This is a genomic window from Phyllobacterium sp. CCNWLW109, from assembly GCF_037203905.1.
Classification (GTDB): Bacteria; Pseudomonadota; Alphaproteobacteria; order Rhizobiales; family Rhizobiaceae; genus Phyllobacterium; species Phyllobacterium ifriqiyense.
Genome location: NZ_JBBCBK010000007.1, coordinates 46,196 through 62,242 on the forward strand (window position 1 = coordinate 46,196; position 16,047 = coordinate 62,242).

The window sequence follows — 16,047 nt, forward strand, 5'->3', positions numbered from 1 at the left end:
GCCCTCTACTGATTTTGCAATTACAGCATGTCCAGTGGTTGTTTTCGATTGGGTCGTTTGAACGCTTGATCCAAAGTTTCCAGCTGCGCGGGCGTTAACGTGATATCCGCGGCTTTTCTGTTGCTGCGAATATGGTCCGGGTTGCTGGACTTTGGAATGGCGATGACGCCATCCTGGTTCAGGACCCATGCCAGCGCAACAACAGCCGCAGTTGTCTCCAACTCGCGCGCTATTCCCGTCAGGGCAGGATGGCTCAGCAATCTTCCCTGCTCGATCGGTGAATACGCCATGATCGGAATATTTCGCGATTGACACCACGGCATTAATCCAACCTCGGGGCCACGCCGTTTCAAATTGAAAAGAATCTGATTTACCGAAACGGCGGTGCCGCCCGCAATCGCCTCCAGCTCCTCCATATCGTCCACGTCAAAATTGCTTACGCCCCAACTGCGGATTTTGCCGGATTCCATCAAGGTTTCAAAAGCGGCAACAGTCTCCTCTAACGCATATCCCCCTCGCCAATGCAGAAGGTAGAGATCGATGAACGCCGTCTGCAACCGGTGCAAACTTTGCTCGCAAGCGGTGATAGTACCTTTTCTTGACGCATTGGATGGAAGAACCTTGCTAACGACGAAGACCTTGTCGCGCTGGCCCTTTATGGCCTGTGCCACAACTTCTTCCGCGCCGCCGCCTGCGTACATTTCTGCCGTGTCGATCAGGCTCATTCCAAGATCAATCCCGAGCTTCAACGCATCAGCTTCAGCGCTACGTTTTCGGGCGTCATCCCCCATATACCAAGTACCTTGCCCAAGTATCGGGACATTGTATCCGGAGGGGAGTTTTATGGTCGGTATTTCAGCCATGACGCGTCATTTCAACATATTAATGAATTTGTCGCAAACCCTGTATACAGGTCGAGGAGTTCTTGAGCTGAAACGAATAAGGCCATAGAGATAAATTCGGGGGCACCGCGCGGAACATTCCTGCGCGCTACCAGTTCATGAGCATGGAGGAACTGCGATGTTCATAAAATCTCTCACGGTCGTTACACTTATTGGGCTGTCCGGCATTGTCCTGTCCGGCTGCGTCGCCGATGATGGCGGCGATGGCTATTATGGCGGATCAGGAGGTTATATCTCCAGCTATCCGGACAATGGATATTACGGCAGGGACCGCTATGACCGCCGTGACAGATATTGGCGTGAAAGCAGGCGCGATCGCGACTGGAGAGATCGCCCCCGAAGGGACTGGGACGACAGAGGCGATCGCCCCCACCGAGGCGACAGACCTGATCGGCCAGATTGGAACGACAATAATAATCCAAGGCCACGCCCGCCAGTCGTAGAGCGACCAGATCGGCCCGAGCCAAGCAGACCGGATCGCCGGGAGCGTACAAAAGAGCGCAGCCTGTCTTCTGATGCCGAAAAATCTATCCAGGAACGGCAGGGTGTGGGCGGAACAAGGCCCATTTTGCCGCGTATGCCGGGAACGTCCGACCGGAACTAGGTCTCTTCAGGACAATGCTTGAGGCTCTGTTGAAAATCAGAGCCTTGAGCCACCAAGCTTCATATGTCTGTTGACGTCCTTATAAAGCAGATAGCGAAACGGCTCCGGACCACCCGCGTAGCAAGCTTGCGGGCAGAAGGCCCGCAGCCACATGAAATCGCCAGCCTCGACCTCCACCCAATCCTGATTGAGGCGATAAACCGCCTTGCCTTGGAGGACGTAAAGCCCGTGTTCCATGACATGCGTCTCGGCAAAGGGAATGACAGCTCCCGGTTGCAACGTGACGATAGTGACATGCATGTCGTGACGCATGTCCGAAGGATCGACGAAGCGCGTCGTGGCCCATCGTCCGCCAGTGTCGGGCATGACAGTCGGGGCTATGTCATTTTCATTCAGAACGAGCGGCGGTGGTGTTTCAATGCCATCTACCGTTTCATAGGCTTTGCGCACCCAATGGAACCGAACATGCGCGTTGGATATGTTCAACGCCTGCCAATTTGTCGAAGGTGGAATGAAGGCATAGCCGCCGGGCTGCAGGATGTGCTCCTTGCCCGCAATTGTAAGCTGCAATTCCCCCTCCACGACAAAGAGAACGCCTTCGGCTTGCGGATCGATTTCGGGACGCGTGCTGCCACCCCCCGGCGCCACTTCCATTATGTATTGTGAAAAAGTTTCCGCAAAACCGGATAGCGGCCTGGCGATGATCCAGCAGCGCGTTTTTTCCCAAAATGGCAGATAGCTTGTAACAATATCCTGCATGACCCCTTTCGGGAGCACCGCATAGGCCGTGGTGAACACGGCACGCCCCGTGAGAAGCTGGCTTTGCGCAGGATGCCCGCCTTGTGGCGCATAATATGGATTTTGGGACATGGTGGACTCCTGAGTCTGGTAAGAAACTTTGTGCTCAATTTTGCCACAGGACTTCGCATGTCAAGCGCGAAGGTCCTTAGCTTACATGGTTGAACACAATCATTTTGTCGTCCGCCATTTCTTCCATCGTCCAAGGTATGCCGCCAACACCATAGCCTGACTGACGACGGCCGGTGAAAGGCATCCAATCGGTCCGGAATGCCGTATGGTCGTTAACAAGGACAGCGGATGCATCAAGATGTCTGGCAGCTTTCAACGCAACTGCTATATCTGATGCGAAGACGCTTGCCTGAAAGGCAAAAGGCAGTGAATTGGCGATATTGATGGCTGCATCAAGATCACTATATCCGTAGACGCATGTCAAAGGTCCGAATACTTCGAGCCTGGATACTTTTGTTTCGGCGCCTGGATTAAGAAGAATGGACGGGCGCAAAGTTGTTTCAGACAGACGTCCGCCACCGATTTGTGTTGCCCCCTGCTCCGTCGCTTCCTTGATCCAGGCTTCCACGCGATCTGCCTCCTTGGGCAAAATCAATGGGCCGACTTCCGTATCCTTCAGAACAGGATCACCCACACGCAAAGCGGTAACTTTGGCAGCGAAAGCCTCGGTAAAACTGGCCAATATGTTTTCATGCACAAATAGCCGCTGCGACGAAACGCAGACCTGCCCGGCATGGTAATAGCCGCCTTTGACAACGCTGGCGGCGACCCTGTCCACGTCCACACCGCGGTCAATAATAACGGGCGCGGCACCGCCATGTTCGAGTGCACAACGCGTGCCAGACGGCAGCTTGCTTTTCAGATACCAGCCGATCTTGGCCGAGCCAATGAAACTCAGGAAAGCAATGCGTGGGTCTATCGCCAATTGCTCTGCCAGCGCATTATCTTCTGTAAGGAAGGTCTGGCACCACTGTTCGTCGAGCCCGGCTTCCCGGAAAAGCTTGACCAGTTCGATACAGGAGATCGGCGTCGTGGAAGCGGGCTTGATGATGACCGGGCAACCAACAGCAATCGCCGGTGCAATCTGGTGAACGATCAGATTAAGCGGATGGTTGAAAGCCGATATAGCCGCAACCACGCCGATTGGCTCCTTGGTTGTGAACGCCCATCTATTGGCACTCGCGGCAGTAAGCCCCATTGGGATTTCCTTGCCGCCGAAATTGCGCAATTCATCTGCTGCATTGAGAATGCCATCAATTGCCCGTGTCACTTCAATGATGGCGTCCGGCAATGGCTTGCCGCCCTCACGGGCGATCATTAGGGCAAAACGGTCACGATTTGCCTCAAGCAGCGCCGAAGTTTTGCGCAAAACAGCCATCCGCTCATGGGTTGACAGCCAACCGGCCTTGTCAGCAAAAGCTTGCGCAGCCATCTGCAACTTGTGCTCCAGGGCCTTGCCGTCGTCGGTTGGAATCTCCTGAATGATTGCGCGGTCAAACGCCTGATATACTTTCATTGCAAGCGTCACTTCATGACTCCAATATTGCTGGAAGCCGCTCACGCAACTCTTTCACCAGAACACGCTCGTTTTCCGAATAATCGATCGGCACATTGACCAGATGCACGCCACCTTCAGCAAAAGCCGTCGCTATCACCTGTTTGAACTGCGCGATTTCCGTGACCCGCGTTCCCTGGGCTCCATATGACTGCGCATATTTAACAAAGTCCGGATTGCCAAACGTCATTCCGAAATCTGGAAATTCATCCACAGCCTGTTTCCAGCGTATCATCCCATAAGCGCCGTCCTCAATGACGAGCACAACGAGATTGAGCTTCATGCGAACTGCAGTTTCAAGCTCCTGGCTGTTCATCATGAATCCGCCATCCCCGCAAACAGCCATGACGCGGCGTTCGGGATAAAGCATTGCTGCCGTCATGGCCGAGGGCAATCCGGCACCCATTGTCGCCAAGGCATTATCGAGAAGCAGCGTATTGGCCATTCTGGTTCGGTAATTTCTTGCAAACCAGATCTTGTACATACCATTGTCGAGCGCGAGGATCCCGTCATGCGGCATCGCTTCGCGAATATCATGGACAAGCCGTTGCGGGGTAAACCGGTCCTCGGTGGCGCGTGCCGCAATCCGGCTTAAAATGCCCTCCCTCAAATGCAGCAGGGCCTGGGCATTGGGGAGTTTTCCTTCGATGCGATCCGCCAATGCTTTGAGCGATGGACCAATATCACCAATGACTTCCGATTGCGGGAAATAGACTTGCTCAACTGTTGCTGGCAGATATCCCACATGGACGACATTCGGGCCCTCCGCCCCCATGATGAAAGGCGGCTTTTCAATCGTATCATGCCCAATGGTAACGATCAGATCGGCCTGCTCGATAGCCTCATGCACATAATCGCGCTCTGAGAGCGCCGCCGTTCCCATGTATAATTCAGTGCCGCCGGGAACCGTGCCCTTTCCCATCTGCGTTGTGAAAAACGGAATTTGGGTACGAAGCACGAATTGCGCAATGTCTGACGTGGACCGGGGACGCGATGCGGCCGCGCCGAACATCAACAAAGGACGCTTCGCCGCCATGATGATCGAGGCAGCGCGTTCAAGAGACAAATCGCTGGCTGTTGGCAGTTCGACCGCATGGGGCGCAATCAGCGGAACCGGCTGACACTCCTCCGCCGCAATATCTTCCGGCAGTTCCAGATGCACTGGCCCCGGCCGCTCCTCCTGCGCAATCCTGAAAGCCTCGCGCACAGTGGTTGGAATCATCTGCGGAGACACGATTTGCCGCGACAGCTTGGTCAAGGGCTTCATTGACGCCACCACATCAACCACCTGAAACCGCGCCTGCCTGGAAGACAATATTCCCTTTTGGCCGGTGATCATGATCATGGGCATTGCGCCGAGCAGCGCATAGGCCGCCCCTGTCGAAAGATTCAACGCACCCGGGCCCAATGTCGTCAGGCAGACGCCCGGCTTGCCCGTCAAGCGCCCATAGGTCGCCGCCATGAATGCCGCCGCCTGCTCGTGCCTAGTCAGAACTAGCTGGATGGAAGATTTTCGAATTGACTCGACAACATCAAGGTTCTCTTCACCCGGTATGCCAAAGATACGGTCAACGCCTTCGTTCTCAAGCGCTGCAACAAGTAGATCGGAACCTTTTGTCATGGATTTATGCTCGGCTGTTGACTGGAGCTATCGAGGGGACCCTCGAAAGTTGCGACTATGTGCAAGATAAGCCGTTTTCCCTGCCTGTCCACCCAAACGGTTCATCAACCAATAGTGATCTCAGGCGTTAAGCCCGGCCACCAATGAGCTGTTTTTGGCCACGGCGGTGAATGCCGTGTTTGTTCGCCATGCTTTGCAACATTTTCTCGGTCGCAAACGGAAATTCGCGGCGCAGCTCCATCCATGACAAACGCGGAAACAGATCGGACAGACGGATGATTTCCTGCATTGTCCAATTGTGTTTGCTGGGCGAAAGATTAAGCCTGCGACATTGCCCGCGAATGGCCGCAGGGCTGCGCGCGGGCAGCATTTCTGCAAGTCTGGCATAGTTTGGATAGAACTTGCGGACAATGGACATTTCTTTTTCAGTCCATGGTCCGGTTTGGTATGTCGACATGACAATTGGCTTTCGGAGCGAATGCGCCTTCTGTATGAGAAGCTGAAGTCAATGATTTATGAGGCTTCCGCTGAAGCAATCAATTGCAACTAGTTGTGAGGAAGCACCAATTTGGCGGAATCCTGGCCGACTTAACTGATAAACTGGAGATGTTTCCATGCCAGCACTCATATTTCGCAAAGCGGTGCAAACGGACTTACGCACCTTGATTCTTCTGCTGGCCGACGACGAACTCGGACAAAGTCGTGAAACGGTATCGGACCCCATAGCTGATTGCTATATTCAGGCTTTAAAGGCTATCGAAGAAGACCAGAACCAACTTTTGGTTGCCGTGGTAGAAGATGACCAAATCATCGGCTGCATGCAGCTTTCCTATATACCTGGACTTTCACGCAGCGGGATGTGGCGCGGCCAGATCGAAAGCGTGAGAATCGCGCCAAGCCATCGGGGTCGAGGCATCGGTCACCGCATGATCGAATGGGCAATTGAAAATTTCAGAGAGCGCGGATGCGGGCTCGTTCAATTGACATCAGATAAAACGCGGCCGGATGCGCTGAGATTCTATAGCTCGCTTGGATTCGCGCCAACACATGAAGGTTTCAAGCTTTCGCTTTGACGATCCATTCCGGATAAGTTGCTACGTTTTCCTGGAATTGCTTTAATCGTCCAAACCTTTGCCCTCAAGAATTTTTGGCATTGCCTTTTCAATCCTGGCCTCGCGGGTTTTGGATTGTTTTGCCGATGAGAAATGGAGAAGATATCCTCTCTGTCTCCCCGGTGTCAGCTCCTCAAAAGCCGTTTTCAAGGCAGGCATATTATCGAGTTTGATCTGGAATTCTTCAGGAACAGCGAACTCTTTCGTCTTTTTAAAATCGACCTTCAAACCCGCCTTCTGGATCTCAATGGCCTCCTGAATATAATCTTTGAGGACGGCTCTCATCCCCGTTATTTCCGACAGGCTGGTAAACCGGACCTGGCGCGCGGACTGCACATTTTCAGTTTGCCGGATCAGAATATTCTTGTCGTCTTTCAACAGGGCGCCTTGGATAAACAGCATGGCGCAATAGGCCTTAAAGCCATGAATAAGAACGATATTGCTGTTTTGAAACGTATAGCATGGAACACCCCATTTCAGCTCTTCGGTCAGTTCGCATTCCAATGCAATGGACCTAAGCTCCGCGAACTCCTCTTGCCAATTTGTCTCCCTGTTCAAAACAGCGTCGACCTTTGGGTTCTTACTTTTTGTCATGCTGCGCCTCTCAAACAATTTCACTTCACTAATCTATCAGCAGCCCTCGGCCATTCCACTCGCTTCTGGGAATACTGCCTCCAACCGCAAAGCTGAACGAGACAACCTTGCTCCTGCTATTGTCAACCGTGCACTGGAAGTTGATGTTGTACCAATCTCCCCTGCTGCGAAATGCACCCCCGCTCGCATCCAATGCGTATTCCGAAATTCGCCCGCCTGAGCGACCGAATGGCACAAGCAGATCCGGGAAAGAGCCAGGCCTTTGGCGTCGCAGCTGCTCCAAAGCCTCGATTGTGCAGAGCTGCTTGATACGATCTCTGGCCGACATTTTACGCGCCGATTGCCTCACCCGAAAGCTCGAGAGCGACTCTTGCGAGAAAAGCTCCTTGGCGGGAGTGGGATTTGCCGTCTCTTTTGCCTTGGGTTTTGCAGGCTCGGCAGCGGCCTTTTTCGGTTCCGGTTGCGGCTTGGCCTCAGACGCGGGTTTCATCCCGTCTGGTGTTTTTTCCTGCTCCTGCGCCTTTTCCGTTTCTGCGGGTTTTTCCAGCTCCGGCTTTTCCTCGGTCTTGTCTGATTGCGATGTCTCTGGAGCAGTCACCGGTGGCAATTCTTTTTCTTCTGTCCTCTGCTCGGTTTTTGCAGTGGCAGCCGCGAATGCAGGACTGCCTGCTGCGGGTGGCGGCGCAGGCGCTGGCTGGGGCTTGGGCTGCGTTTTTTCTGCCGGTTCAGGTGAAGGGGCTGGAGAAGGCGGCGGAACGAGCTTAACATCAATCGTTTCCTTTGGTGCCGGCATTATTTCAAATGAAAGCCCGGTCCATAGCAACAAACCTATCAATAGATGCAGGGCGAGTGAGAACGGCAGCCCGAAACTTAGTCTTTTCCAGGGTTTTGCAGCATATTCGAACATGCCTGAAAGATAAGCGATCACACGGACAAACCCATATTTGCGGTCAGCTTTCAACTCATCGGGCTGTTTGGGCGAATTGGACATGCCAAAACAGATTTCGCAAACCGCATAAGCACTTGCTACCAAGCTTCGGATTTACCTTCTCGCTTGATTTATAACAAGGGATCAAAGCGGTTTTCGATTTTAGGTGCAAATTGCAGAAAGCGCTTTCTAATCGTTGTGATTGCATTACTTTGATCTTGCGGAGTTGAACCTTCGCCAAATCAGAGGATGGAACATGAAGAAACTGCTTTTATTCAGTGCCGCTGTCATCGTGGCATTAACGTCGGCTGCAGGCGCTCAAGAAGCCACCATACGCATAGCTACCGAAGGCGCCTACCCACCGTTCAATACTTTGAACGCGGACGGCACGCTGGCAGGGCTGGATGTCGATATGGCGAATGCGCTGTGCGAAGAAATGAAAGCAAAATGCACAATCGTTGCGCAGGATTGGGACGGCATTATTCCGGGGCTAATGGCTAAAAAATATGATGCCATCATCGCATCAATGAGCATTACGGAAGACCGTAAAAAACAGATCGATTTCACCAACAAATATTACACCACACCGCTGGCCGTTGCCGTTCCAAACGACAGCACCCTGGCGGGCGTCGCTATCGCCGACCTGAAAGACAAGACCGTTGGCGCACAGGCTGGTACGACCCAGGCGATCTACGCCACTGATGTTTACGGCAAGGCCGGTGTGGATGTGAAGCTCTATCCCACGCAGGATGAGGCGGCAGCAGATATGACAAATGGTCGTATCGATGCGCTGATCTCAGACAAATTCGTTGTCGTGGATTGGCTCAATAATGCCGGAAAAGATTGCTGCAAGATGCTGGGTGACGTTCCCGGAACCGAGACCGAAGCAGGCATCGGTATCCGCAAGGGCGACGACGCGCTGAGGGAGAAATTCAACAAGGCGATCGATGCCATCGTGGCAAACGGAACGCATAAGAAAATAGTTGCCAAATATTTCCCCTTCGACATTTACTAAAAGACAAGAGCCATCCGCCCGAAAGCGGGTGGCTCTTTCCCCCAGTCAGCGGGATCAGGGTCCGTTGACCAGCTTGAGAATAAGCTGCTGGATATTGCCTCCATCACTCATTTCATCACGGTCGAAATCGCGGCTTTTCTGGCGCTGGGCTATTGAAAGAGCGGAGAGCCGAGGCTGCATTTCCAACCGGATTTTTTGGCAATCAGGGTCGTCGGGAACGGACAGGCCAATTGTCGATGCCTCTATCGCGCGCACCATTTCCTTGATCTGCTCGCCATGCACGAGTTCATGATTTTTGACGCCCGTGATGAATGCGTTCCAGCTTTTTTCCACCGCATCCGGCAAGCGATCTGAAGGCTTTGGTAGCGTATAGGTGATTATCAGCTTGGGCCGGGCCGAGACGAGTTTGCAAGCATTGTCAGCCTGCCGCTCATATTTCCTGGTCCATGTCAGCTTGAAATTGGTATGCGCAATGGTGCGGACTCTGCCGCCCAGTTGCGGGCCTCTCTCGCCGATGGAGGCATAGAGCGATGCGCCGGACTTTCCCGCGATTGCATAGGGCTGGACAGTTTCGGTTGCGGTCCATTCAGCCGCTGCCGTTCCCGGCATCAAACCCAGGAGACATGACAGCAAGAAAGAAAATGAGATAGGTCGTTTCAATCTGGCCTCGCTGATGCTGCAAACGATGTCCCGCAACGAGCTCGAACATGTTCACAGTTGTAACGATTCGACCAGTGCCGAATGTGTGCCCCGCCCACCTTTGCGGACGGGGCAGATGCAATTAGTTGACAGATGTCAGCGTCATTGATGTTCCGGTAGCTGCGACATTGAGACCGAGTTGGCCGGTCACGCTTACTGCCTGAAGATGAATGGAACCCGATGTCCCGCCAAACAGGACATTCGTACCAATACCGGCACCGACCGTGGCTTCAGCAGTCGCACCGCGATACAGGCCGCTCAAAGAACCGTGATGATAGCCTGCAGTTGGTGCAAACACTGCCCAAATCAGACGGCTGCGGGTGGTAAAACCAAGGTCAACACCCAGCTTCTTGATGGCGCCCGAGTAATTGTCGATACGCTCTCCGCCCATTGTGGACCGGAACGAACACTCAACTTCCTTGGCTGAACCAAGCACATAACCGACGCCGCCGCCGATTGAGCAATCGAGATAGCCGATCTTTACGCCATTGCGCACATCTTGCTCTTCATATGTTGGCAATTGCATATCGGCCGCTTTGGCGATTGTTGTTCCGGCTATTGCCAGCGACCCTACGGCAAGCGCCATTGTAAGAGTCTTGTTCATGCTTCTCTCCTTACTTATTTATTTCGCGCAATTCCGGAAAACCGCTGCACGCTTTTCCGGAGTTGCTCTAAATCCTGACCGGCACACCATGCCGGATTGTCCCGTCCGCAAACTCGGCGATAGAACGTTGGTCCAACGATTCCAGTCCGGAAAGGTTGCAACGAGACGTATCCATACGTGAAGGCGCGATAACAGACGGCCCACAGTTCAACGGCCATTAGGACATTTTAAAGGCATTCTGTGCAGCGGGGTCCGATTTTTCGTCAACGAGACTTGACTGCAACGTCCTGCGAAAAGCCCGGCAGCGCTTTAGGCGGATTGCAGAGCCGCTGCGAGCCGTTTTGCTTTTCAATCAGGAACCTTCAGCAACCCTACATTCAATCCTACGAGCAGCCGCTTTCCATGGGCAAGTTATCAGGCCGCGTCTGACCTTATCAAAGCCTCCTGGCCAACACCATACCGTAGTATGGCTTATGGACCTCCGAAAAGTCCAAGCAGGTCAATAAAGCTAAATTCGCTGTTCGGAAAAAGCCCCGATATGTCGTCAAGGAACGGTTGATATCTCAAGGAGGTATCCGCATGAGCCCACCGCTTTTATTGGACAACGCCGGCCTAGACCGGTTTTCAAAGCTTTTCTCAACCGGCTAAGATGAACGTCCACCGCTCTTAGTGTTGGGGCGGCGATAGATCGCTTCAATGCCGATCGCCCTTATCAGCGCAGCCTTACGCTGACAGGCACGGCCATCCGTGGCGAAGGTAACGATCTGGACAATATTATAACCGGTAATGACGTGACTAATTCGCTCTTTGGAGCGAATGGCAATGACATACTAAGCGGTGGGTTGGGCGACGATTATTTAAGCGGCGACAACGGCTTCGATACACTAATTGGTGGGGTCGGCTCGGATAGGCTCTACGGTGGATTTGGAAACGATAAATACTACGTTGACAATATTGGCGACCGCGTACTTGAAGACAACGTCATCGGCGTTGATGTCGTTTCGACTACCATATCATTCGCCCTTGGTGGGCAGCACATCGAAAATATCCTTCTGACTGGCTCCGCCAGTATCAATGCGACAGGCAATGCATTGAACAACTATCTGGTTGGGAATACTGGTGCGAATATTATCAGCGGCGGTGCGGGTAATGACACACTGACCGGTGGTGAAGGCCGGGACGCTTTCATGTTCAACACAGTGACAAATGGCAGTACCAATCGCGATACGATCACCGACTTCAACGTCGTGGCTGATACGATCTGGATGGACAATGCAGCATTCGCAGCGCTCGGTGCCAATGGCGCACTTGCAGCTGGTGCTTTCCACATCGGTGCAGCAGCAGCGGATGCGAACGACCGCATTGTCTATAACTCATCTACTGGTGCATTGTATTATGATGCCGATGGCTCCGGTTCGGGTGGAGCAGTTCAGTTTGCCAACTTGACCAAGGGTCTTGCCCTGACCAATGCGGATTTCCTAGTGATCTGACATACTGTTAAATGCAAAAAAGCGTCGCTCCATCCCGAAGGACAGAGCGGCGCTGATTTACTGAATAGCGATCTAAGGCACGCGGCGGACAGGCAATCCTGGTTATCCCGGATAGAATGTAAGCGTGACGTTTTTCTAGTACTCGTATTCTTCCGGCGGCAGTTTGAACGGCTGAGCACGGAGCAATGACTCTAACGCCCGCTTTTTTGCTTTTTCGACAACTTTGGTATCTGCGCGATTGGTCACAACATTGAAATAGTCTACCATAAGCCTGACGCTTACATTCAGCTATCAGAAATTCTCGCGGCTGACGCCAGCGTAAGCCAGAGCGTTTGGCACTCGTACGCAATTCAACCCGGCAAATTTTTCAAACATCTTTTTGGCGGTGTCCTTTATTTCAATTGCTGAAACAAACGGAGTAATGTAGCTAACACAAAACTACTTTAAGCTAAGCGTGTCAGAGAGATATAAATGCCTAGTTATACTGAGACAGCCGATGCAGCCGCAAGTACTTCGACGACATACTCCCTTGGCATGGGTCAGGCTGTTCAAGGCCAACTCTCCTATGAGGGCGATCATGATTGGTTCCGGGTCGACCTTTTAGCCGGAAAAACCTACACCTTTGCGATGGTGGGCACCCGCACTTCTGATCCACACAATACTTATACTGATGTTGCAAATTCTTATCTGTCGTTACGCGATTATGCAGGCAGGCAAATCGCTTTCGACGATGATCGTGGACCAGGTTACAATTCAACGATAACTTTTACCGCGCAAACATCAGGCGCTTACTATCTCGATGCTGGTTTAATTAACGATTTAAACACTGGTCAGTATGGAATTTCCGCAGCCTTGGGAAACAAGGCCTTCTTTGATCAAAAAATGGCAACGGGCGCCCTGACTTGGGAGAATACGTCCTGGATTCCATCGACTGCTACTGAGCCCGTAACCGTTACTTGGGGTGTCCGCAAAACCTTTGACGATAGCGTGAACAGTCAAGGTTTATATACGCCATTCATCCAATTGTCCGCTGCGCAAGTAGAGTCCGTTAAGGCAAATCTCGCAAAATATTCGGACGTCGCCAATATTACCTTCCAGCAGGTCAGCCCCGGTGGCATAACGGACAATGCAAATATCTTGGTTTCCGCATACTCGGACGCGCGCGACCCGTCAGGCGCTTATGCATACTATCCCGACACCCACCCCGATGGCGGCGATATCAGATTGAATAATCTTAATGTTTCGACCACTTCACTGCCGGAAGGCAGCTACAGCGCCTACACAATATTGCACGAGATTGGCCATGCGGTTGGATTGGCACATCCCGGCGACTATAATGCAGTCAATGGCGGGCCACTTACGTATCAGGCCGATGGTGCTTTCGCTCAAGACGATCATCAGTACACCGTCATGAGTTACTTTGATGAGTCCTATACCGGAGCTTCATTTGACAGCTATCCTGATACGCTGATGCTCTATGACATTTACGCTGTGCAACAGCTATATGGTGTCAATATGTCGACCCGAGCCAGCAATACCATCTATGGCTTTGGCTCCAACGCCGGGTCCACCTATAATTTTGCTATCAATCAAACTCCTGCATTTTCCATCTGGGACGGCGGCGGGATCGATACAATTAACGCATCCGGCTTTCAGCAAAGCCAGATAATCAATCTGAATGAAGGCGCTTTCTCCAGCATTGGCGGCTTGAAATACAATATCTCCGTTGCTTTCAACGCGAAAATCGAAAATGCCACGGGCGGTGCCGGCGCCGACAGTTTGATCGGCAACGCCCTTGCTAACGTGCTGGATGGCGGTGCCAGATCAGACTCGCTAGCAGGCGGACAAGGCGCGGATTTAATGATCGGTGGCCTCGGATCAGACAAATATTACGTTGATAATGCCCGCGATCGTGTGATCGAGAACAATGTTGCTGGTGTGGACACTGTTTTCAGTTCGGTATCCTTCCAGGCAGGTGGACAATTCATTGAAAACATTACCCTCACGGGATCAGCCAATATCAGTGCTACTGGCAATGCGCTGGCCAACACTCTGGTAGGCAATGCGGGAAGCAACGCACTCAGCGGTGGGACAGGCCACGATGTACTGGATGGTGGCGCGGGTGCAGATCGAATGCATGGCGGTGCTGATAATGACACCTACTATGTCGACAACGCAAATGATTACGTGAATGAAATCGGCACAAGTGGCGTTGACAGAGTGATCTCATCGAACACTTTCAGCCTTTCCGATACATACCGTATCGGCGGTGCCGTAGAATACCTAACCTTGGCTGGATCGACCAATATTAATGGTACAGGCAACTCACTCAACAACCTTCTTCACGGCAATGGCGGCAATAACGCGCTGTACGGGTTGAGCGGGAATGACACGATCTACGGCTGGATAGGTAATGACATTCTCGACGGCGGAGTAGGCAGCGATACACTCGACGGCGGTGCCGGAAACGATAAATACTACGTCGATAATATCGGCGATCGCGTGTACGAGGCGAGCAATGCCGGTACTGACGTTGTTTCAAGCTCCATAACATTCGCCGCTGGTGGGCAGAACATCGAAAATATCCTTCTGACTGGCTCCGCCAGTATTAATGCAACAGGCAATGCGTTGAACAATTATCTGGTCGGAAATTCCGGTGCCAATATCATCAGTGGCGGCGTCGGAAATGATCTTTTGACCGGTGGTGAAGGACGCGACGCCTTCCACTTCAGTACAGCACCAAACAGTGCAGCGAATCGTGACACGATTACCGACTTCAATGTTCTTGCTGACACGATCTGGTTAGAGAATGCGGTGTTCACAACGCTAGTAACCGGTGCTTTGGCAGCTGCTGCATTCCACATCGGTGCCGGTGCGGCGGACGCCAGCGACAGGATCATCTACAATTCGGCTACGGGCGGATTGTTCTATGACAACAATGGCGCGGCAACGGGTGGCTCAGTACAGTTCGCGACCTTGTCCAAAGATCTCGCCATGACAAACGCTGACCTCCTGATCATCTGAACGGACCATAAAAAAACCGGTGCCGAGAAGTACCGGGCCGCAGCGGCGGACACAACACTCGCTAAAGCTGCCATCCCTGAGCCCGAGCCATGCGTGACCCGAAACTACGGTCCAGTTGCTTGTCGTACTGGTCTTTCATGCGGCCAGTCCACAAGCCTGGATTACCCAAACACTCCAGCGTCTTGCGAATGGATGGCCCAGCAGCGAAATCGACGCCCTTATGCCGTGGAATTACGTCGCCTAAACGACCACAGCTTGTCGCTTACGGCAAAACACCGGTTGCTATGGAAAAGCAAAAGCCACCCGTGTCGGATAGCGGGTGGCTTTCACCGGAAACCAGCGTGATCAGGGTCCGTTGACCCGCTTGAGAATAAGCTGCTGGATATTGCCTCCCCCGCTCATTTCATCGTGGTCGAAATCCCGGCTTTTCTGGCGCTGGGCATTGATAGAGGGGAAAGCCGCGCGCAGAGACCGATTTGCAAGTATTGTCAGCCTGCCGTAGCCACCGCAGAGGCGCTAGGGTATGTTTTGCTTATCAACCAGGTGACCTTGGCAGTAAGTCTCCCGCGAGCAGCCACGCTTTCCATTGAGAATGTGCACAAATGCGTCGCAGATTTCGAGAACCGGTTTTGATGACCCTAGATCAGACTCTGAAACACCTTTCGGTCTCCCGATTTCGATTCGGCGCGGACGGTCCGATCCCACTTTTTAAATGTCGTCTAAGAGAAAATTCCCACTCATTGGGCTTCGATATCCGCTCTTCCAAAGTGGACATGACGTGACCGCACTGAGCGACCACCTATAACTTTGAGGCCAGCAGACGAAACTCCTGCCACCAGCGAAACGCGAATTTGAAAGATGATGTAATCTCTGCAAGGCAACACAGACCTTACGGCAAAACGCGCTTCGAAACGATCGCGATTTCAAGGAAAAATTTATTGCACGAGCATAGTCTTGTCCGCAATACAATCGTGAGAACCCTATCCGAAGCATGGATAGTTAAGTCGGCAAACTGCTTCGCGCTGGCTGATCATTCCACTGTGACCGATTTGGCAAGGTTGCGTGGTTGATCGACATCAGTGCCCATAA

The 16,047-nt window shown here is 52.6% G+C and carries 14 protein-coding genes and 2 pseudogenes; 6 read left to right on the plus strand and 10 right to left on the minus strand.

Annotated features, from left to right (window positions below; genetic code table 11):
• Positions 1-20 precede the first annotated feature (20 nt).
• The gene (locus V9K92_RS22440) at positions 21-863 is read right to left on the minus strand and encodes an aldo/keto reductase (RefSeq protein WP_336442195.1); all 843 of its coding nucleotides are present in this window, start codon (positions 861-863) and stop codon (positions 21-23) included.
• Between the two features lie 157 nt (positions 864-1,020).
• Here V9K92_RS22440 and V9K92_RS22445 point away from each other — a divergent pair, with 157 nt between their 5' ends.
• Positions 1,021-1,506 (plus strand): hypothetical protein, encoded by a 486-nt coding sequence (locus V9K92_RS22445; RefSeq protein WP_307275391.1) that lies wholly within the window; start codon positions 1,021-1,023, stop codon positions 1,504-1,506.
• 36 nt (positions 1,507-1,542) lie between these two features.
• Here V9K92_RS22445 and V9K92_RS22450 read toward each other — a convergent pair whose 3' ends face one another.
• The 4 genes from V9K92_RS22450 to V9K92_RS22465 form a co-directional block, all read right to left on the minus strand.
• Positions 1,543-2,376 (minus strand): bifunctional allantoicase/(S)-ureidoglycine aminohydrolase, encoded by an 834-nt coding sequence (locus V9K92_RS22450; RefSeq protein WP_337355019.1) that lies wholly within the window; start codon positions 2,374-2,376, stop codon positions 1,543-1,545.
• Positions 2,377-2,452: 76 nt separating this feature from the next.
• Positions 2,453-3,832, minus strand: a complete 1,380-nt coding sequence (locus tag V9K92_RS22455) for an aldehyde dehydrogenase family protein (protein ID WP_443094488.1) — start codon at positions 3,830-3,832, stop codon at positions 2,453-2,455.
• Between the two features lie 13 nt (positions 3,833-3,845).
• Positions 3,846-5,492: an acetolactate synthase large subunit gene (locus V9K92_RS22460; RefSeq protein ID WP_337355021.1), complete on the minus strand. Its 1,647-nt coding sequence runs from the start codon at positions 5,490-5,492 to the stop codon at positions 3,846-3,848.
• Between the two features lie 127 nt (positions 5,493-5,619).
• The gene (locus V9K92_RS22465; protein ID WP_336442192.1) at positions 5,620-5,949 is read right to left on the minus strand and encodes a hypothetical protein; all 330 of its coding nucleotides are present in this window, start codon (positions 5,947-5,949) and stop codon (positions 5,620-5,622) included.
• Positions 5,950-6,106: 157 nt separating this feature from the next.
• Between V9K92_RS22465 and V9K92_RS22470 the strand changes: the two genes are divergently transcribed.
• Positions 6,107-6,565, plus strand: coding sequence for a GNAT family N-acetyltransferase (locus V9K92_RS22470; protein ID WP_337355022.1), 459 nt, complete (start codon positions 6,107-6,109; stop codon positions 6,563-6,565).
• 42 nt (positions 6,566-6,607) lie between these two features.
• On the opposite strand, the gene V9K92_RS22475 is transcribed toward V9K92_RS22470, so the two are convergent.
• Both V9K92_RS22475 and V9K92_RS22480 read right to left on the minus strand, forming a co-directional pair.
• Entirely contained in the window at positions 6,608-7,198 is a 591-nt protein-coding gene (locus V9K92_RS22475; RefSeq protein ID WP_337355023.1) for a YdeI/OmpD-associated family protein, read from the minus strand.
• A gap of 28 nt (positions 7,199-7,226) precedes the next feature.
• Positions 7,227-8,189: a DUF930 domain-containing protein gene (locus tag V9K92_RS22480; protein ID WP_337355024.1), complete on the minus strand. Its 963-nt coding sequence runs from the start codon at positions 8,187-8,189 to the stop codon at positions 7,227-7,229.
• 193 nt (positions 8,190-8,382) lie between these two features.
• On the opposite strand from V9K92_RS22480, the gene V9K92_RS22485 reads away from it, so the two are divergent.
• Positions 8,383-9,141 carry an ABC transporter substrate-binding protein gene (locus V9K92_RS22485; RefSeq protein WP_115053432.1) on the plus strand — a complete coding sequence of 253 codons (759 nt, stop codon included), beginning with the start codon at positions 8,383-8,385 and terminating at the stop codon, positions 9,139-9,141.
• 54 nt (positions 9,142-9,195) lie between these two features.
• Here the strand turns inward: V9K92_RS22485 and V9K92_RS22490 are convergent, their stop codons facing one another.
• Both V9K92_RS22490 and V9K92_RS22495 read right to left on the minus strand, forming a co-directional pair.
• The gene (locus tag V9K92_RS22490) at positions 9,196-9,750 is read right to left on the minus strand and encodes a DUF922 domain-containing Zn-dependent protease (protein WP_337355028.1); all 555 of its coding nucleotides are present in this window, start codon (positions 9,748-9,750) and stop codon (positions 9,196-9,198) included.
• 172 nt (positions 9,751-9,922) lie between these two features.
• On the minus strand, positions 9,923-10,444 hold the full coding sequence (locus V9K92_RS22495; RefSeq protein ID WP_115053430.1) for a DUF992 domain-containing protein: 522 nt from the start codon (positions 10,442-10,444) through the stop codon (positions 9,923-9,925).
• A 764-nt stretch (positions 10,445-11,208) separates the two neighbouring features.
• On the opposite strand from V9K92_RS22495, the gene V9K92_RS22500 reads away from it, so the two are divergent.
• From V9K92_RS22500 to V9K92_RS22510, 3 genes and pseudogenes are all read left to right on the plus strand, one after another.
• Entirely contained in the window at positions 11,209-11,934 is a 726-nt protein-coding gene (locus V9K92_RS22500) for a calcium-binding protein (protein ID WP_337355029.1), read from the plus strand.
• A gap of 471 nt (positions 11,935-12,405) precedes the next feature.
• Positions 12,406-14,958, plus strand: coding sequence for a M10 family metallopeptidase C-terminal domain-containing protein (locus tag V9K92_RS22505; protein ID WP_337355025.1), 2,553 nt, complete (start codon positions 12,406-12,408; stop codon positions 14,956-14,958).
• A 139-nt stretch (positions 14,959-15,097) separates the two neighbouring features.
• Positions 15,098-15,202: pseudogene (locus V9K92_RS22510) on the plus strand (transposase domain-containing protein); the annotation flags it as partial.
• Positions 15,203-15,303: 101 nt separating this feature from the next.
• On the opposite strand, the pseudogene V9K92_RS22515 reads toward V9K92_RS22510, so the two are convergent.
• Positions 15,304-15,396: pseudogene (locus tag V9K92_RS22515) on the minus strand (peptidase); the annotation flags it as partial.
• Positions 15,397-16,047 lie beyond the last annotated feature (651 nt).